Here is a 16,834-nt window from a genome sequence, read left to right on the forward strand (position 1 = left end):
GGGGCGATTGTAGCGCAAGGCTCAGGCCTTGCGGTTGGCAAACACCGATAGCGCCCGTTCGGTGCACTGTGCGGTCTTGCCGAAGGCTTGCACGCTGATATCGGCCAGCGGCCGGCAGCCTTGGTCTGCCACCATCAGCATCAGCACCTGGTCCGTCACCGCCAGCGAGCGTAGCAGCACGTGCTCGCTGCGGAACAGGGCACGCAGCGGGGCCGGCAGCAGGGCCGAGAACTGGCTGTGGTTTTCCGGGGTGATACGCAATTGCCCGGCCTTGGCCAGCAGCTTTTGCAGCAGTTTGTTCTGCGCCACCGGCAGTACCAGCGCTGCGGCTTCCTTGGGCAGGCCGGCCATCTGCTGCACGCGCAGCTGGTCGTTGGCCTTGTCCAGGCTCAGCAGCAGTATCCGCTGCATGCCAGAGGCCAGAAGGGCCTCGATAACCTGCGTGGCCAGGTGCACGCTGTTGGTGAACGGGCTGGGCTGGGCCAGAAGGTCTTGGCACAGCTTGCGCCAGCGCGCCAGTTCGTCGCTTGTGGGAGGTGGCGGAGCCAGCATGTCTGGGTGCGGACGGCGCTGGTGCCAGGGCCAGATCAGCGCTTCGGCCGGGTGGAACAAGGCATGCTGGGCATGGCGGCGGGCGCTGGCCGCAGCCTGCTGGTGCACCTGCTGCTGCACGTCGTCCAGCGAGGTCTGCAGGTACAGTGCGGTCAGCAGCTGCCAGCGCAACAGGTGCGGGTTGTCCCAGCCCACTTGTGCCGCCAGGGCCAGGTTGTTTGCCAGCAGCACGGTGTTGGCCGGCTGGTTGAACCAGCGGCGCAGGCCAGGCTCGGCGTCCAGGCGGTGTTGCTGGCTGAGCAGGTCCGGGTCGCGGGCGATACTGAGCACCTGGGCCAGTTGTTCGCGCTCTTCCAGCAGCAGGCGGTAACCCTGGGTCACCCATTGTGGCAGGCGCCAGTACTCCGCCATGGTCTGGCACAGCTCCATGATGCGCACGCCAAACAGTTCTTCCTCGACATGGGCGGCGTCTTCGCCCTTGTGGATAACCCGCAGCTCCCAGGTATCGAGCAGCTTGGGGTAGGCCAGCGCCAGCGGCCAGAGTGGCGACAGGAACAACAGGCTGCCCCAGTGGATTTCCTGCCACAGCCGTGCCAGGCGGCTGGCGAACAGGCCGTTGGCCTGCTGCGAGGCGTGCTGGCTGATCAGCTGGAACTGGCACAGTACCGGCGGGATCTCTTCGACGGGCACTGCTGGCAGGCGCTTGAGCAGCTGTTCGCTGCGCTCCAGGCCCAGGCGGTTGAGGGCGACTTCCAGGCTTTCGGCGGGCTCGGCCAGGCTGGCATTGGTGGGGTGATTGGCTTCGCGCATCACCGACAGCACCAGTGCCGGGCTATCCTGCATCAGTTCGGCGATATCGCGCAGCGAGCGGCGGCTATCGTGGATGGCGGCCATGACCCGGTCGTAGCTGTGCTTCGGCACGGGGATGCGAACACTCTCGAGCAGCTTTACCCAGGCCTCTAGCGTAAGTGGAGCCTGAGCGGGCACCTTGGTTTCAATTGGCATTTTGACATCAGTCCGAACTGGCTTTTCGCATTGAGTGGCTATAGTCTGGCGCAGTTCTGCCGATAAGTAGAAGAAGAGTTTTAAAGCTCCCGTCTCTTCCCCTGACCACGACAGCAAGTGCTTTGAACCTATGGCTAAAATTATCGGCATCATCGTCGTATTCGCGAGCGTGCTCGGCGGATACGTGCTTTCCCACGGCAAGATCGCGGCACTGATCCAGCCGTTCGAAGTACTGATCATCGGCGGTGCGGCCTTTGGTGCATTCCTGCAGGCCAACCCTGGCCACATGACCATGCACGTCATCAAGAAGTCGATGAAGATGTTCGGCTCGCGCTTCACTCACGCCTTCTACCTGGAAGTGCTGGGCCTGGTGTACGAAATTCTCAACAAGAGCCGGCGCGAAGGCATGATGGCCATCGAGGCCGATATCGAGGATGCCGCCGCCAGCCCGATCTTCGCCAAGTACCCGACGGTGCTGGCCGATGAGCGCATGACCGCGTTCGTCTGCGACTATCTGCGCATCATGTCCACCGGCAACATGGCCCCGCACGAACTCGAGGGCCTGTTCGACATGGAACTGCTGAGCATGAAGGAAGAACTGGAGCACCCGTCCCATGCGGTGACCGGCATCGCCGACGGCATGCCCGGCTTCGGTATCGTTGCGGCGGTACTGGGTATCGTGGTGACCATGGCCTCGCTCGGCGATGGCGACCAGGCCTCCATCGGCCTCCATGTGGGTGCGGCGCTGGTGGGTACCTTCTTCGGTATTCTGGCGGCCTACGGCTTCTTCGGCCCGTTGGCCAAGTGCCTGGAGCACGATGCCAAGGAAGAGCTGAACCTCTACGAATCGATCAAGGCTTCGCTGGTGGCCTCGGCCTCGGGCATGCCGCCTTCGCTGGCGGTCGAGTTCGGGCGCAAGGTGCTGTACCCCAAGCACCGCCCAAGCTTCGCCGAACTGGAACAAGCGGTTCGCGGTCGCTGAGTCATGGAGAACAATCAGCCCATCATCGTCAAGCGCGTCAAGCGCTTTGGCGGCGGCCACCACGGCGGCGCCTGGAAAATCGCCTTCGCCGACTTCGCCACGGCGATGATGGCGTTCTTCCTGGTGCTGTGGCTGTTGTCCACGGCCACCCCGGAACAGAAGATCGCCATTGCCGGCTACTTCAAGGACCCGATCGGCTTCTCGGAAAGCGGAACGCCCTACGTCATCGACCTGGGCGGCTCGCCTCAGCTGGCGCCGGAAAAGACCATCAACCCCGAAGCCAAGTCGGAGCCGACGCCTGATACCAGCATTCAGCTGGACAAGGACCAGGTGGAGACCATGGCCGAGCAGGTCGAGCGTGAGCGCCTGGAGTTGCTGCTGCAGGAACTGCAGAACAAGGTGGAAGAGAACCCGCAACTGCAGAAGTTCAAGGACCAGATCCTGTTCGAGATCACCCAGGACGGCCTGCGCATCCAGATCATGGACGCCGAGAACCGGCCGATGTTCGACATTGGCAGCGCGCGCCTGCAGCCGTACTTCGAGGACATCCTGCTGGCGATGGCCGACACCATCAAGGCGGTGCCGAACAAGATCAGCATCAGTGGCCACACCGACGCCAAGCCCTATGCCGGCAGTGGCGAGTTCGGCAACTGGGAATTGTCGGCCAACCGCGCCAACGCCGCGCGCCGTGCACTGGTGGCCGGCGGCTACCCGGATGGCCAGGTGGCGCGGGTGGTGGGTTATGCCTCGTCGTCGCTGTTCGACCGCAAGGACCCGTTCAACCCGGTCAACCGCCGCATCGACATCATCGTGCTGACCAAAAAAGCCCAGCGCAATATCGAAGGCGAGCAGGGCGCGCCGGAAGCACCGGCTGCCGAGCCCGCGCCGCCGGCCGCTGCGGCACCGGCGGCGCCAGGGGAGGCCGGGCAGGCCCCCATGCAGCCGCGTGAATTGCGCCAGAAGCTGAACATCTTCGAAGAGGGGACGCTGAAGATGGATGAGGCCAAGGACCAGTAAACCTTGCAGGATCGCGCTGTAGCTGAAGCCAGCGCGTACCCTGTGGGAGCGGGCTTGCCCGCTAACACGGGCGAAGCCCGTGCCAACCACCGAGGTGCCTGCTTCGCGGGCACGCCCGCTCCCACAGGATTGGCGTAGCCCTCGAGTCTTGTGCAGAACCTGGGGTGCAAGCGGTCAGTAAGCGTCTTCCGGCAAACTGGCAATGATCGAGCGGTAGCTGTTCATCCGTTGCTGCTTTATACGCCCCTCGTCCAGCGCCTTGAGCAGCGCGCAGCCCGGTTCGCGATCATGCTTGCAGTCGCGGAAGCGGCAGGTGCCGAACAGGTCGCGGAACTCGATGAAACCATCCTCCACATCACTGCGGCTGACGTGACCCAAGCCGAACTCGCGGATGCCCGGTGAGTCGATCAGGTCGCCACCATTGGGGAAGTGGTACAGCCGCGCGGTGGTGGTGGTGTGGGTACCCTGGCCAGACCATTCCGACAGGTCGCCGACACGGGTGCCGGCCTCCGGCAGCAGGCTGTTGACCAGCGACGACTTGCCCACCCCCGACTGGCCGACGAACACGCTGATGTGGCCGTCGAGCATCTGCTGCAGGCGTTGCATGCCGTCACCGTGATGTGCCGAGACCTCGAGCAGCGGGTAGCCGAGCTCGCGGTAAACCTCCAGCAGCGCATGCAGGCCCGGGCCGTTCTCTTCGTTGATCAGGTCGGCCTTGTTCAGCAGCAGCAGCGGGCGAATGCCAGCGTGCTCCGCGGCCACCAGGTAACGGTCGATCAGGTTGGGGTGCGGTTCGGGCGCGGGGGCAAAGACGATCACGATCAGGTCGACGTTGGCCGCCACCGGCTTCAGCTGGCCGTGGTTGTTAGGCCGGCACAGCTCGGTGCTGCGCGGCATCTGCGCGACGATCACACCAATGCCCTGGTTGCCCGCCCGCCATACCACGCGGTCGCCGGTAACCAGCGCCGGCAGGTTGGCGCGCAAGTGGCAACGGAACACCTGGCCCGCGGCTTCGCCGTCCTGGGCTTCCACTTCTACCTGCACACCGAAGTGCGCAATCACCAGGCCCAGTTGCTCTGGCCCAAGGTCGCCACCCTCCAGTTCCTGCAGCACGTGCTGTTCGCGTTTGGCCGCACGCGCGGCGCGCTCGTTCTGGATTTTTTCGATGCGCCAGTTCTGGCGGCGATTGAGCTGGCGTTTGGCCATGAAGGTTCCGTGCGTGGGGGCAGGTTGAAAACGGCAGGCAGTTTAGCACGCCAGGCGCCGGACCATTTGGCTTACCTTCGCACCGTGAATGGGCGTGCCTTGGCCACTACGCTACTATGACGGCCTATACGAGGAGCCCCCGCATGCAAAACCCACAGAACCTGATCTGGATCGACCTGGAAATGACCGGCCTGGATCCGGACAGCGACGTCATCATCGAGATGGCCACCATCGTCACTGATAGCGAACTGAACACCCTGGCCGAAGGGCCGGTGATTGCCATCCACCACAGTGACGAAGTGCTGGCGCGCATGGACGAGTGGAACACCCGCACCCATGGCGCTTCGGGCCTGACCCAGCGCGTTCGCGAGAGCAAGGTCGGCATGGCCGAGGCCGAGGCGCAGACCATTGCCTTCCTCGAGCAGTGGGTACCGAAAGGCAAGTCCCCGATCTGTGGCAACAGCATCTGCCAGGACCGCCGTTTCCTGTACCGACACATGCGCAACCTGGAAAACTACTTCCATTACCGCAATCTCGATGTTTCGACCCTGAAGGAACTGGCTGCACGCTGGGCACCTGATGTGCGCGACAGCTTCAAGAAGGGCAACACCCACCTGGCGCTGGACGACATCCGCGAATCGATCGCCGAACTGCGCCACTATCGCGAGCACTTCATCAAGGTGTGAGCCGAAAAGGCGCAGATATTGTATCTGCGCCCTCTTTTGGTGCCATGGGCAACTGGTTAGACTGCGCGCCTTTCTCGCACGCCCGCACGGACCCCGCACCATGTTGTTGATGCTCTACCTCATCGCCATCACCGCCGAAGCCATGACCGGCGCATTGTCTGCAGGCCGCCGCGGCATGGACTGGTTCGGCGTGGTGCTGATTGCCTGCGTCACCGCCCTGGGTGGCGGCTCGGTGCGTGACGTGCTTCTCGGGCATTACCCGCTGACCTGGGTGAAGCATCCTGAATATCTGGTGCTGACCAGCTGTGCGGCGCTGCTGACCATTTTCATCGCGCCGATGATGCGCCGCCTGCGCTCGCTGTTCCTGGTGCTCGATGCCCTAGGGCTGGTGGCCTTTACCCTGATCGGCTGCATGACCGCGCTGGAGATGGGGCAGGGCATGCTGGTGGCGTCGATCAGCGGGGTGATCACCGGGGTATTCGGCGGGATCCTGCGGGATATCTTCTGCAACGACATTCCCTTGGTGTTCCGCCGCGAGCTGTACGCCAGCGTGTCGTTTGCCGCGGCTTGGTTCTACCTGGGCTGCGTGTATTTCAAGGTGCCGGCGGAGCAGGCGATGCTGCTGACCTTGTTTGGCGGGTTCCTGGTGCGGCTGCTGGCGATTCGGTTCCATTGGGAAATGCCCAAGTTCCACTACAACGACCAGCAGTAACGCAGTTCCGGCACAACATGGCCTCTGTGGGAGCGGCGCAAGCTCTGGGGCTGGGTCGCTATCGAACGCCGTGCTGCGCCAGCGCCCACTCCACATGCTCCCTTACCAGCTCCGAGGCATCCTCGCGCCGCGCCTTCAGCGCTTCGATCACCGGGATTGTCGATGGCGCATTGCCAAGCCCCACCGCCAGGTTGCGCAACCAGCGCTCATACCCGGCCCGGCGCAATGGCCCGCCTTCGGTCTTGCGCAGGAAGGTCCTTTCATCCCACAGGAACATCTCCGCCAGCTCGGCATTCTCCAGCCCGTGCCGTGGCTGGAAGTCCTGCTCCTGGCTGTGCCTGGCAAAGCGGTTCCACGGGCAGACGATCTGGCAGTCATCGCAACCGAACACCCGGTTGCCCATCTTCGAACGCAACTCGACGGGGATCGGCCCCCGCAATTCGATGGTCAGGTAGGAGATGCAGCGCCGTGCATCCAGCACATACGGCCCGACGAAGGCCTGGGTCGGGCAGATGTCCAGGCAGGCCTGGCAGCGCCCGCAGTGTTCGCTCGTGGTGGCTTCGTCCACCGGCAGCGGCAGGTCGACGAAAAGCTCGGCGAGGAAGAAGTAGCTGCCCGCCTTGCGGTTGAGCAGCAGGGTGTTCTTGCCGATCCAGCCCAGCCCGGCCTGCTCGGCCAGGGCCTTTTCCAGCACCGGAGCGCTGTCGACGAAGGCGCGGTAGCCGAACGGGCCGATGGCTTCCTGAATGCGATCGGCCAGGAACTGCACGCGCTTGCGCACCAGCTTGTGGTAATCCCGGCCCAGGGCGTAGCGCGATACGTAGGCTTTTTCGGGCTGTGCCAGGCGCTGCGCCATCTGTGTGTCGCCCGGCAGGTAGTCCATGCGCAGCGATACCACGCGTACCGTGCCAGGGATCAGTTGCTCTGGGTGTGCACGCTTGCTGCCGTGGGCACCCAGGTAATCCATCTCGCCCTGGTAGCCGGCGTCGAGCCAGCGCTGCAAGTGGTGTTCGTGTTCGCCAAGGTCTACCCCGGCGATGCCAACATGGGCAAAACCGAGTTCTTGGCCCCAAATCTTGATGGATTGGGCCAGTTGGGCGAGGTCAGGCGTACAGGCGGACATGGATGGGCAAGGCAATACGGGCTCAGGTGCGTATAATTCTGCCAGACATTGGAGCCTTTGACCCCATGCCGCAGACCAAACACCCCAGCCATACCCCTCAATTGCTCAGCAGCGTGACTGTCGCGCACCTGCCGGCACGGCATGCGCATGCCCATAAAGGCGACTTCGGCCATGTACTGGTGGTCGGTGGCGACCTTGGTACCGGAGGCGCTGTGCTGCTCAGTGCCGAAGCCGCCCTGCGCTGTGGCGCGGGGCTGGTCAGCGTGGCGACCCGGCCTGAACACGTGACTGCCAGCCTGGCGCGCCTGCCCGAGGTCATGTGCCTGGGCGCCACTTCGGCCAACCAGCTGATGGGCGTGCTGGAGCGCGCTTCGGTGCTGGTGGTCGGCCCTGGCCTGGGCCAGGCAGCCTGGGGCCGCAGCCTGTTGTCGGCGGTGGCCAATGCCGAGCGCCCACAGGTGTGGGACGCCGATGCCCTGAACTTGCTGGCGCGCACCCCGCTGGCCCTGCCCAGTGGCAGCATCCTTACCCCGCACCCCGGGGAGGCGGCGCGGCTGCTGGGCATTTCCACCGAGGCTGTGCAGGCGGACCGCCCGGGTGCCGCACGCAAGCTGGCGCGCCGTTACAACAGCGTCTGCGTGCTCAAGGGGGCCGGCACTCTGGTAGCCGACCCGGCCGGGCAACTGCTGTTGTGCGAACGTGGCCACCCGGCCATGGCCGGTGCCGGCCTGGGCGATGTGCTGACCGGCGTGCTGGCGGCGCTGTTGGCCCAAGGCCTGGATGCCTGGCACGCCGCGGGGCTGGGGGTATGGCTGCACGCCTGTGCCGGCGAGCGTCTGGGCGTAAAAGGTAGAGGCCTGGCTGCCAGCGATCTGGCACCGGTCATTCGTGAGTTGTTGGAGGAGCATTCAGCGTGTCTGGCTTAAACCTGTTTCTGGCCGATGAAGCGGCCACGGTCAAATTCGGCGCACAACTGGCCGAGGTGACCGGCGGTCACGGCGTGATTTTTCTGGAAGGTGACCTGGGCGCGGGCAAAACCACGCTGTCGCGTGGCCTGATTCGTGGCCTGGGCCATACTGGTGCAGTGAAAAGTCCGACCTTCACCGTAGTCGAGCCTTACGAGATCGGTGAGGTGCGGGCGTTCCATTTCGACCTGTATCGCCTGGTCGATCCGGAAGAGCTGGAGTTCATGGGCATTCGTGACTATTTCGAGGGCGACCCGCTGTGCCTGTTCGAGTGGCCACAAAAGGGTGCGGGCGTTTTGCCAAAGCCCGACCTGACCATTACCATAAGCCCCCAAGCGGGCGGACGCTCGCTGAACCTTTCGCCGCAGGGGGCTCGCGGCGAGGCCTGGTGCGTGGCACTGGCCGAACACTATAAACAGTAAGTGGGGTAGGTATGCGCATACGCGCACTGGTCGCCATCGTTGGGCTGCTGCTGACAACGGTGACCGTTGACGCTCTGGCCGTCACTCAAGTCAAGAGCATGCGCCTGTGGCGCGCGCCGGACAACACGCGGCTGGTCTTCGACCTGTCTGGCCCCGTGCAGCACAGCGTCTTCACCCTGAGCGCACCTGATCGCCTGGTTATCGACATCAATGGCGCGACCTTGGCCGCGCCACTGAACGTGGCTACCTCCAATACGCCGATCAGCAGCGTGCGTTCGGCTCAGCGCACCCCGACAGACCTGCGCGTGGTGGTCGACCTGAAAAAGTCGGTCACCCCAAAAAGCTTCACCCTGGCGCCCAATGCCCAGTACGGCAACCGCCTGGTGGTCGACCTGTACGATCAGGAGGCTGACGCCATCGCGGCCAGCGCGCCGACTCCGGCCCCGACTCCGGCACCAACGCCTGCAACCACGCCAGCAGTACCGGTGACCCCGGCCCAGCCTGCCATCAAGCTGCCGCCGGTTCCCAACGGCAAGCGTGACATCGTGGTTGCCATCGACGCCGGTCACGGCGGCGAAGACCCGGGCGCATCCGGCTCGCGTGGCCAGCATGAAAAAGACATCGTGCTGCAGATCGCCAAGGAACTGCAGCGCCAGATCAACAGCGAAAAAGGCTTCCGGGCCGAGCTGACCCGTACCGGCGACTACTTCATCCCACTGCGCAAGCGCACGGAAATCGCCCGCAAGAAGGGCGCCGACCTGTTCATCTCGATCCATGCCGACGCCGCGCCATCCCGCGCCGCCTTTGGCGCCTCGGTGTTCGCCCTGTCCGACCGCGGCGCTACCTCCGAGACCGCGCGCTGGCTGGCCGACACGGAAAACCGTTCCGACCTGATCGGTGGTGCCGGTAACGTCAGCCTCGACGACAAGGACCGCATGCTGGCCGGCGTGCTGCTCGACCTGTCGATGACCGCCACGCTCAGCTCCAGCCTCAATGTCGGGCAGAAGGTGCTGGGCAACATGGGCCGCATTACCTCCCTGCACAAGCAGCGGGTGGAACAGGCCGGCTTCATGGTGCTGAAGTCGCCGGATATTCCGTCGATCCTCGTTGAAACCGGGTTCATCTCGAACAACAACGAAGCTGCCAAGCTGGCCACCGCCAGCCATCAGCAGGCCCTGGCCCGTTCGATCCATACCGGTGTGCGCCAGTACTTCCAGCAGAACCCGCCGCCAGGCACCTACATCGCCTGGCTGCGCGATACCGGCAAGATCGCCGCTGGCCCGCGTGAGCATACGGTGCGCCCTGGCGAGACCCTGGCGATGCTTGCCGTTCGCTACCAGGTCAGCGTCACCAGCCTGCGCAGCACCAACAGCCTCAAGACCGATGAGCTGAAGGTCGGCCAGCGCCTCGATATCCCTGCTACCACGTTGGCCTCCCAATGAGTGGCGGTTCGCGCATCCAGCTGCTCAGCCCGCGGCTGGCCAACCAGATTGCCGCCGGCGAGGTTGTCGAGCGGCCGGCCTCTGTCGCCAAAGAGTTGCTGGAGAACAGCCTGGACTCCGGCGCCCGGCGTATCGACGTGGAAGTTGAGCAGGGCGGCGTCAAGCTGCTGCGAGTGCGAGACGATGGCAGCGGCATCTCCGCCGACGACCTGCCGCTGGCCCTGGCCCGTCACGCCACCAGCAAGATCCGTGAGTTGGAGGATCTGGAAGGGGTCTTGAGCCTGGGCTTTCGTGGTGAGGCCCTGGCCTCGATCAGCTCGGTGGCGCGCCTGACCCTGACCTCGCGTACCGCCAGCGCTACCGAGGCCTGGCAGGTAGAAACCGAAGGCCGGGACATGACCCCGCGGGTGCAGCCGGCGGCGCACCCGGTGGGTACTTCGGTGGAAGTGCGCGACCTGTTCTTCAATACCCCGGCCCGGCGCAAGTTCCTCAAAGCCGAGAAAACCGAATTCGATCACCTGCAGGAAGTGATACGGCGCCTGGCGCTGGCGCGCTTCGATGTCGGCTTCCACCTGCGCCACAACGGCAAGAGCATCCTCAGCCTGCACGAGGCCCACGATGAAACCGCCCGTGCGCGGCGGGTAGGCGCCATCTGCGGTCCGGGCTTCATGGAGCAGGCGCTGCCGATCGACGTGGAACGCAACGGCCTGCGCCTTTGGGGTTGGGTCGGCCTGCCGACGTTCTCGCGCAGCCAGGCGGACCTGCAGTATTTCTTCGTCAACGGCCGTGCGGTGCGCGACAAGCTGGTCGCCCACGCCGTGCGCCAGGCCTACCGCGACGTGCTGTTCAATGGTCGGCACCCGACTTTTGTGCTGTTCCTGGAGCTGGAGCCCAACGGCGTCGACGTCAACGTGCACCCGACCAAGCACGAAGTGCGTTTCCGCGAGGGGCGCTCGGTGCACGACTTCTTGTATGGCACCCTGCATCGCGCCCTGGCCGATGTGCGCCCGGAAGACCAGTTGGCGGCGCCAGTTGCCGTACCCGAAGTGGTCCGCCCCACGGGCCCGCAGGCCGGTGAGTTCGGCCCCCAGGGCGAAATGCGCCTGGCCTCGCCGGTGCTCGAGCAGCCACGTGGCCCGCAGCAGTCATTCTCCAGCGGTGGTAGTGGTGCGGGTTACCAGTACCAGTACACGCCGCGCCCCTCGCAGCCGCTGCCGGCCGCCGAGGCACAGGCGGTGTATCGCGAGTTCTACAAACCGCTGGATGAAGGCGCGGTGCCGACGACGCTGCCTGAAAGCCAGGGCGATATTCCACCGCTGGGCTACGCGTTGGCGCAGCTCAAGGGTATCTACATCCTGGCCGAAAATGCCATTGGCCTGGTGCTGGTAGACATGCACGCCGCTCACGAGCGCATCATGTACGAGCGCCTCAAGGTGGCCATGGCCAGCGAAGGCCTCAGCGGCCAGCCGCTGCTGGTGCCCGAGACCCTGGCCCTGAGCCAGCGTGAAGCAGACTGCGCCGAAGAGCACGCGCAGTGGTTCCAACGGCTGGGTTTCGAACTGCAGCGTCTGGGCCCCGAGGCCTTGGCTATCCGCCAGATCCCGGCTTTGCTCAAGCAGGCTGAGGCCAACCGCCTGGTGCAGGATGTACTCGCCGACCTGATGGAATACGGCACCAGCGACCGTATCCAGGCGCACCTCAACGAGCTGCTCGGTACCATGGCCTGTCACGGTGCCGTGCGCGCCAACCGGCGCCTGGCGATCCCCGAGATGAACGCCCTGCTGCGTGACATGGAAAACACCGAGCGCAGCGGCCAGTGCAACCATGGTCGCCCCACCTGGACCCAGATGGGCCTGGACGACCTGGACAAACTCTTCCTGCGCGGTCGATGAAATGAGCGGCAAGCCCCCTGCAATATTCCTGATGGGCCCGACGGCGGCCGGCAAGACCGACCTGGCCATCGAGCTGACCAAAGTACTGCCGTGCGAGCTGATCAGCGTCGATTCGGCGCTGGTCTATCGCGGCATGGACATCGGTTCGGCCAAGCCGTCGAAAGAAATCCTCGCCGCTCACCCGCACCGGCTGATCGACATTCGCGACCCGGCCGAGAGCTATTCGGCTGCGCAGTTCCGTGCCGATGCCCTGGAGGCCATGGCCGAGATCACCGCGCGCGGCAAGATCCCGCTGCTGGTGGGCGGCACCATGCTCTATTACAAGGCGTTGATCGATGGCCTGGCCGACATGCCGGCGGCCGATGCCGCTGTGCGTTCCGAGCTGGAAGCCCAGGCCGAAGCGCTGGGCCTGGCCGAGTTGCACCGCCAGTTGGCCGAGGTTGATCCTGAGTCGGCGGCGCGCATCCACCCCAATGACCCGCAGCGATTGATCAGGGCGTTGGAGGTGTACCGGGTGAGTGGCGAGAGCATGACGGCACATCGACAGCGTCAATTCGCGGAAAGTCGCGGCGCAGACGCAGGCGCTGGCGGACATTTGCCCTATACTGTCGCGAGTTTGGCGATTGCTCCTACAGATCGTCACATTTTGCATCAGCGAATTGCGTTACGATTTTCACAGATGCTGGAACAGGGCTTCGTCGACGAGGTCCGATCGCTGCGAGCCAGAAGTGACTTGCACGCCGGGCTGCCGTCTATACGGGCAGTGGGGTATCGGCAGGTCTGGGATTACCTGGACGGCAAGCTGACTGAGAATGAGATGCGTGAACGCGGTATCATTGCCACCAGGCAGCTGGCCAAGCGGCAGTTCACCTGGTTGCGTGGCTGGCCTGAAGTACACTGGCTTGACAGCCTGGCCTGCGACAATCTGTCCCGCACCTTGAAATACCTTGGGGCCATCTCCATATTGAGCTGAGTCCCTGCTGATTGCCGTCTATTCTTGCGAAGGGGCGGCCTAATTTATCGATTTTCTTGATTTTCTATTATTTATCCTTACAGGAGTGCGGCATATGTCAAAAGGGCATTCGCTACAAGACCCTTACTTGAACACCTTGAGAAAAGAAAAGGTCCCGGTATCCATCTATCTGGTCAACGGCATCAAACTGCAGGGTTCGATCGAGTCCTTCGACCAGTTCGTGGTACTGCTGAAGAACACCGTCAGCCAGATGGTCTACAAGCACGCCATTTCGACCGTGGTTCCTGCCCGTCCGGTTCGTCTGCCAAGCCCGTCCGATTCCGAACACGGCGACAGCGAGCCAGGCAACGCCTGATAGGAGCCTGCATTGTTCTTTGAGCGCCACGGTGGTGGTGAGCGGGCGTTGCTCGTTCACTTGGAAGGTCAGAACCCTGAGGCGCGCGAAGACCCGCAGGAGTTTCAGGAGCTGGCATTGTCGGCCGGTGCCGACATCGTCTCGCTGGTCACGGTGGCAAGGCATCAGCCTTCCGCCAAATACCTGATTGGCAGTGGCAAGGTCGAAGAGTTGCACGACCTGGTCCATGCCGAGCAGGTAGACCTGGTGATTTTCAATCACACCCTCACGCCCAGTCAGGAGCGCAACCTCGAACGTGTGTTCGAGTGTCGTGTGCTCGACCGCACCGGGCTGATCCTCGATATTTTCGCCCAACGGGCGCGTACCCATGAAGGCAAGCTGCAGGTCGAACTGGCCCAGCTCGAGCACATGAGCACGCGGCTGGTGCGCGGCTGGACCCACCTTGAGCGACAGAAGGGTGGTATCGGCCTGCGCGGCCCGGGTGAAACCCAGCTGGAAACCGACCGCCGCCTGTTGCGGGTGCGCATTCGCCAGATCAAGTCACGCCTGGAGAAGGTGCGCAGCCAGCGCGAGCAGGCACGCCGCGGGCGCAAGCGTGCGGACATTCCGTCGGTATCGCTGGTGGGTTATACCAACGCCGGCAAGTCCACGCTGTTCAACGCCCTGACAGAATCCGAGGTGTATGCTGCGGACCAGCTGTTCGCCACCCTCGACCCGACCCTGCGCCGGCTCGAGCTGAACGACCTGGGGCCGATCGTGCTGGCCGACACCGTGGGCTTCATTCGGCACCTGCCGCACAAGCTGGTCGAGGCATTTCGGGCTACGCTCGAAGAGTCGAGCAACTCCGACTTGTTGCTGCATGTGATCGACGCCCATGAGCCGGAGCGCATGGAGCAGATCGAGCAGGTGCTGGCGGTATTGGGCGAGATTGGTGCCGAAGGGTTGCCGATCCTCGAGGTGTATAACAAACTCGACTTGCTCGAAGATGTCGAGCCGCAGATCCAGCGCAATGCCGATGGCAAGCCGGAACGGGTCTGGGTATCGGCACGCGATGGGCGTGGCCTGGAGCTGGTCGGCCAGGCGATTGCCGAGTTGCTGGGGGATGATCTGTTTGTCGGTACCCTGTGTCTGGAGCAGCGTTTTGCCCGCTTGCGCGCGCAATTCTTTGCCTTGGGTGCCGTGCAGAGTGAAGAGCATGATGAAGAAGGGCGCAGCCTGCTGAGCGTGCGACTGCCCATGGTCGAACTGAATCGCCTGGTCAGCCGCGAAGGCATGGAGCCGCAAGTGTTTGTCGAGCAACACACTTTGCAATAAATGCTCGTCGAGGTCGCCGGGCAGCAGTGACAGGCATTCTGTAGCATTGGACGGCGCGCCGTGGGCGCGTCTTTGCTTTATCAGATGGAGAGCGCTATGGCTTGGAACGAGCCGGGTGGCAACTCGAACAATCAGGATCCCTGGGGCGGTCGCCGGAATGGCGGTGGCGGCGGTGGTGACAAGAAAGGTCCACCGGACCTGGACGAGGCCTTCCGCAAATTGCAGGACAGCCTGAACGGCATGTTCGGCAGCGGCAAGAAACGTGGCGGCAGCGACCGCAATATCGGCAAGGGCGGTGGCCTGGGCTTGCTGGGCATCGGCCTGGCTGTGCTGGCTGCAATCTGGCTGTACAGCGCTGTGTACGTGGTGGACGAGCAGGAGCAGGCCGTGGTGCTGCGCTTCGGCAAGTACTATGAGACGGTCGGTCCCGGCCTGAACATCTACTTCCCGCCGATCGATCGCAAGTACATGGAGAACGTCACGCGCGAGCGTGCCTATACCAAGCAAGGCCAGATGCTGACCGAAGACGAGAACATCGTCGAGGTACCGCTGACCGTCCAGTACAAGATCAGCAACCTGCAGGACTTCGTGCTCAACGTCGACCAGCCTGAGGTCAGCCTGCAGCACGCGACCGACAGTGCCCTGCGCCATGTGGTGGGCTCCACCTCGATGGACCAGGTGCTGACCGAAGGTCGTGAGCAGATGGCCGTGGATATCCGCGAGCGCCTGCAGCGTTTCCTCGACACCTACCGTACCGGTATCACTGTCACCCAGGTCAACGTACAGAGCGCGGCTGCCCCGCGTGAAGTGCAGGAAGCCTTCGACGACGTGATCCGAGCCCGTGAAGACGAGCAGCGTGCCCGCAACCAGGCCGAGTCCTACGCCAATGGCGTGGTGCCGGAAGCCCGCGGTCAGGCCCAGCGCATCATCGAGGACGCCAACGGTTACCGCGACGAAGTCATTGCCCGCGCGAAGGGTGAGGCCGATCGCTTCACCAAGCTGGTCGCCGAGTACCGCAAGGCACCTGACGTGACCCGTCAGCGCCTGTACCTGGAGACCATGCAAGAGGTCTACAGCAATTCGAGCAAGGTCATGGTGGCAACCAAGGACGGGCAGAACAACCTGCTCTACCTGCCGCTGGACAAGATGGTCGAAGGCAGCCGCAACCCGTCCGCGCCGACCACCAGCGTGTCGCCATCGGTCAACGATGCGGCCGCCCGTGCGGCGCAGGACCTGCAACAGCAACAGCAGCCGCTGCGCACTAGGGAGAGCCGCTGATGAGCAACAGATCGCTGATCGCCCTGATCGCCGCCGTGGTCCTGGCCATCGTGGCCTGGAACAGCTTCTACATCGTGTCCCAGACCGAACGTGCGGTACTGCTGCGCTTCGGTAAGGTGGTCCAGGCGGATGTACAGCCGGGCATGCACGTGAAGATTCCGTACGTGAACCAGGTGCGCAAGTTCGACGCCCGCCTGATGACCCTCGACGCCCCGACCCAGCGGTTCCTGACCCTGGAGAAGAAAGCGGTGATGGTCGACGCCTACGCCAAGTGGCGCGTCAAGGACGCCGAACGTTTCTACACCGCCACATCCGGCATGAAACAGATCGCCGACGAGCGTCTGTCGCGTCGTCTGGAAAGCGGCCTGCGTGACCAGTTCGGTAAACGTACCCTGCACGAAGTGGTTTCCGGTGAACGTGACGCGCTGATGGCTGACATCACTGCTTCGCTGAACCGCATGGCCGCCAAGGAGCTGGGTATCGAGGTGGTCGACGTGCGCGTCAAGGCCATTGACCTGCCGAAGGAAGTTAACCGCAGCGTGTTCGACCGCATGAGCACCGAGCGTGAACGTGAAGCCCGCGAGCACCGCGCCAAGGGTAACGAGTTGGCTGAAGGTATCCGTGCCGATGCCGATCGTCAGCGCCGCGTACTGCTGGCTGAGGCCTATCGCGAAGCAGAGGAAACCCGCGGTGACGGCGATGCCCAGGCGGCTGCCATCTACGCCAAGGCCTACACCCAGGACGCTGATTTCTATGCGTTCTACCGTAGTCTGCAGGCGTACCGCGAGAGCTTCTCGAGCAAGAGCGACGTGCTGGTCCTGGATCCGAAGAACGAGTTCTTCCGCTTCCTGGACAAGAGCAGGCCGTGATGCTCAGGCCCTGATTTTCATGCGGCGGCGCCCCGCCTGGC

At 63.8% G+C, this 16,834-nt stretch carries 16 protein-coding genes; 13 read left to right on the top strand and 3 right to left on the bottom strand.

The genetic code is table 11. From position 1 onward, the window contains the following. Positions 1 to 21: 21 nt before the first annotated feature. Complete coding sequence (locus WM94_RS04845; protein WP_061550600.1) at positions 22 to 1,557, bottom strand: HDOD domain-containing protein; 1,536 nt, start codon at positions 1,555 to 1,557, stop codon at positions 22 to 24. Positions 1,558 to 1,687: 130 nt separating this feature from the next. Between WM94_RS04845 and motA the strand changes: the two genes are divergently transcribed. Both motA and motB read left to right on the top strand, forming a co-directional pair. After that, positions 1,688 to 2,539, top strand: coding sequence for a flagellar motor stator protein MotA (gene motA / locus WM94_RS04850; RefSeq protein ID WP_015272014.1), 852 nt, complete (start codon positions 1,688 to 1,690; stop codon positions 2,537 to 2,539). 3 nt (positions 2,540 to 2,542) lie between these two features. Beyond that, complete coding sequence (motB, locus tag WM94_RS04855) at positions 2,543 to 3,556, top strand: flagellar motor protein MotB (RefSeq protein ID WP_013974445.1); 1,014 nt, start codon at positions 2,543 to 2,545, stop codon at positions 3,554 to 3,556. A 174-nt stretch (positions 3,557 to 3,730) separates the two neighbouring features. Here the strand turns inward: motB and rsgA are convergent, their stop codons facing one another. Next, the gene (gene rsgA, locus WM94_RS04860; protein ID WP_013974444.1) at positions 3,731 to 4,762 is read right to left on the bottom strand and encodes a small ribosomal subunit biogenesis GTPase RsgA; all 1,032 of its coding nucleotides are present in this window, start codon (positions 4,760 to 4,762) and stop codon (positions 3,731 to 3,733) included. A gap of 143 nt (positions 4,763 to 4,905) precedes the next feature. On the opposite strand from rsgA, the gene orn reads away from it, so the two are divergent. Then, the gene (orn, locus tag WM94_RS04865) at positions 4,906 to 5,448 is read left to right on the top strand and encodes an oligoribonuclease (RefSeq protein ID WP_003258152.1); all 543 of its coding nucleotides are present in this window, start codon (positions 4,906 to 4,908) and stop codon (positions 5,446 to 5,448) included. A gap of 100 nt (positions 5,449 to 5,548) precedes the next feature. Then, the gene (locus WM94_RS04870) at positions 5,549 to 6,160 is read left to right on the top strand and encodes a trimeric intracellular cation channel family protein (RefSeq protein ID WP_013974442.1); all 612 of its coding nucleotides are present in this window, start codon (positions 5,549 to 5,551) and stop codon (positions 6,158 to 6,160) included. A gap of 58 nt (positions 6,161 to 6,218) precedes the next feature. On the opposite strand, the gene queG is transcribed toward WM94_RS04870, so the two are convergent. Continuing rightward, positions 6,219 to 7,283, bottom strand: a complete 1,065-nt coding sequence (gene queG, locus WM94_RS04875) for a tRNA epoxyqueuosine(34) reductase QueG (protein ID WP_061550601.1) — start codon at positions 7,281 to 7,283, stop codon at positions 6,219 to 6,221. Positions 7,284 to 7,348: 65 nt separating this feature from the next. Here queG and WM94_RS04880 point away from each other — a divergent pair, with 65 nt between their 5' ends. The 9 genes from WM94_RS04880 (at position 7,349) to hflC (ending at position 16,793) form a co-directional block, all read left to right on the top strand. Beyond that, entirely contained in the window at positions 7,349 to 8,209 is an 861-nt protein-coding gene (locus WM94_RS04880; RefSeq protein ID WP_039612441.1) for an NAD(P)H-hydrate dehydratase, read from the top strand. A 2-nt stretch (positions 8,210 to 8,211) separates the two neighbouring features. Continuing rightward, a complete protein-coding gene (gene tsaE / locus WM94_RS04885) occupies positions 8,212 to 8,670 on the top strand; it encodes a tRNA (adenosine(37)-N6)-threonylcarbamoyltransferase complex ATPase subunit type 1 TsaE (protein WP_206695211.1) in 459 nt (152 codons plus the stop codon). A gap of 11 nt (positions 8,671 to 8,681) precedes the next feature. Next, a complete protein-coding gene (locus tag WM94_RS04890; RefSeq protein WP_013974438.1) occupies positions 8,682 to 10,112 on the top strand; it encodes an N-acetylmuramoyl-L-alanine amidase in 1,431 nt (476 codons plus the stop codon). Then, positions 10,109 to 12,004 (top strand): DNA mismatch repair endonuclease MutL, encoded by a 1,896-nt coding sequence (gene mutL / locus WM94_RS04895; protein WP_061550602.1) that lies wholly within the window; start codon positions 10,109 to 10,111, stop codon positions 12,002 to 12,004. The genes WM94_RS04890 and mutL overlap by 4 nt, the downstream gene beginning before the upstream one ends. Position 12,005: 1 nt before the next feature. Next, positions 12,006 to 12,977 (top strand): tRNA (adenosine(37)-N6)-dimethylallyltransferase MiaA, encoded by a 972-nt coding sequence (gene miaA, locus WM94_RS04900; protein WP_061550603.1) that lies wholly within the window; start codon positions 12,006 to 12,008, stop codon positions 12,975 to 12,977. Positions 12,978 to 13,071: 94 nt separating this feature from the next. Continuing rightward, on the top strand, positions 13,072 to 13,332 hold the full coding sequence (hfq, locus tag WM94_RS04905) for an RNA chaperone Hfq (protein ID WP_003258160.1): 261 nt from the start codon (positions 13,072 to 13,074) through the stop codon (positions 13,330 to 13,332). Positions 13,333 to 13,344: 12 nt separating this feature from the next. Beyond that, complete coding sequence (hflX, locus tag WM94_RS04910) at positions 13,345 to 14,646, top strand: ribosome rescue GTPase HflX (RefSeq protein WP_015272005.1); 1,302 nt, start codon at positions 13,345 to 13,347, stop codon at positions 14,644 to 14,646. A gap of 96 nt (positions 14,647 to 14,742) precedes the next feature. After that, a complete protein-coding gene (gene hflK / locus WM94_RS04915; RefSeq protein ID WP_061550604.1) occupies positions 14,743 to 15,924 on the top strand; it encodes an FtsH protease activity modulator HflK in 1,182 nt (393 codons plus the stop codon). Then, positions 15,924 to 16,793 (top strand): protease modulator HflC, encoded by an 870-nt coding sequence (gene hflC, locus WM94_RS04920; RefSeq protein ID WP_013974432.1) that lies wholly within the window; start codon positions 15,924 to 15,926, stop codon positions 16,791 to 16,793. Before hflK ends, hflC begins: the two co-directional genes overlap by 1 nt. Positions 16,794 to 16,834 lie beyond the last annotated feature (41 nt).

Origin of the sequence: Pseudomonas sp. ABFPK, assembly GCF_001586765.1 — a bacterium.
GTDB classification, from domain to species: Bacteria; Pseudomonadota; Gammaproteobacteria; order Pseudomonadales; family Pseudomonadaceae; genus Aquipseudomonas; species Aquipseudomonas asiatica.

What these genes read in the sequence shown, in the direction of transcription:
- miaA (WP_061550603.1), top strand. Translation starts at nt 12,006, where the DNA reads ATGAGCGGCAAGCCCCCTGCAATATTCCTGATGGGCCCGACGGCGGCC.
- rsgA (WP_013974444.1), bottom strand. Translation starts at nt 4,762, where the DNA reads ATGGCCAAACGCCAGCTCAATCGCCGCCAGAACTGGCGCATCGAAAAA.
- hfq (WP_003258160.1), top strand. Translation starts at nt 13,072, where the DNA reads ATGTCAAAAGGGCATTCGCTACAAGACCCTTACTTGAACACCTTGAGA.
- WM94_RS04890 (WP_013974438.1), top strand. Translation starts at nt 8,682, where the DNA reads ATGCGCATACGCGCACTGGTCGCCATCGTTGGGCTGCTGCTGACAACG.
- queG (WP_061550601.1), bottom strand. Translation starts at nt 7,283, where the DNA reads ATGTCCGCCTGTACGCCTGACCTCGCCCAACTGGCCCAATCCATCAAG.
- hflK (WP_061550604.1), top strand. Translation starts at nt 14,743, where the DNA reads ATGGCTTGGAACGAGCCGGGTGGCAACTCGAACAATCAGGATCCCTGG.
- motB (WP_013974445.1), top strand. Translation starts at nt 2,543, where the DNA reads ATGGAGAACAATCAGCCCATCATCGTCAAGCGCGTCAAGCGCTTTGGC.
- hflC (WP_013974432.1), top strand. Translation starts at nt 15,924, where the DNA reads ATGAGCAACAGATCGCTGATCGCCCTGATCGCCGCCGTGGTCCTGGCC.
- motA (WP_015272014.1), top strand. Translation starts at nt 1,688, where the DNA reads ATGGCTAAAATTATCGGCATCATCGTCGTATTCGCGAGCGTGCTCGGC.
- WM94_RS04845 (WP_061550600.1), bottom strand. Translation starts at nt 1,557, where the DNA reads ATGCCAATTGAAACCAAGGTGCCCGCTCAGGCTCCACTTACGCTAGAG.
- orn (WP_003258152.1), top strand. Translation starts at nt 4,906, where the DNA reads ATGCAAAACCCACAGAACCTGATCTGGATCGACCTGGAAATGACCGGC.
- WM94_RS04870 (WP_013974442.1), top strand. Translation starts at nt 5,549, where the DNA reads ATGTTGTTGATGCTCTACCTCATCGCCATCACCGCCGAAGCCATGACC.
- mutL (WP_061550602.1), top strand. Translation starts at nt 10,109, where the DNA reads ATGAGTGGCGGTTCGCGCATCCAGCTGCTCAGCCCGCGGCTGGCCAAC.
- WM94_RS04880 (WP_039612441.1), top strand. Translation starts at nt 7,349, where the DNA reads ATGCCGCAGACCAAACACCCCAGCCATACCCCTCAATTGCTCAGCAGC.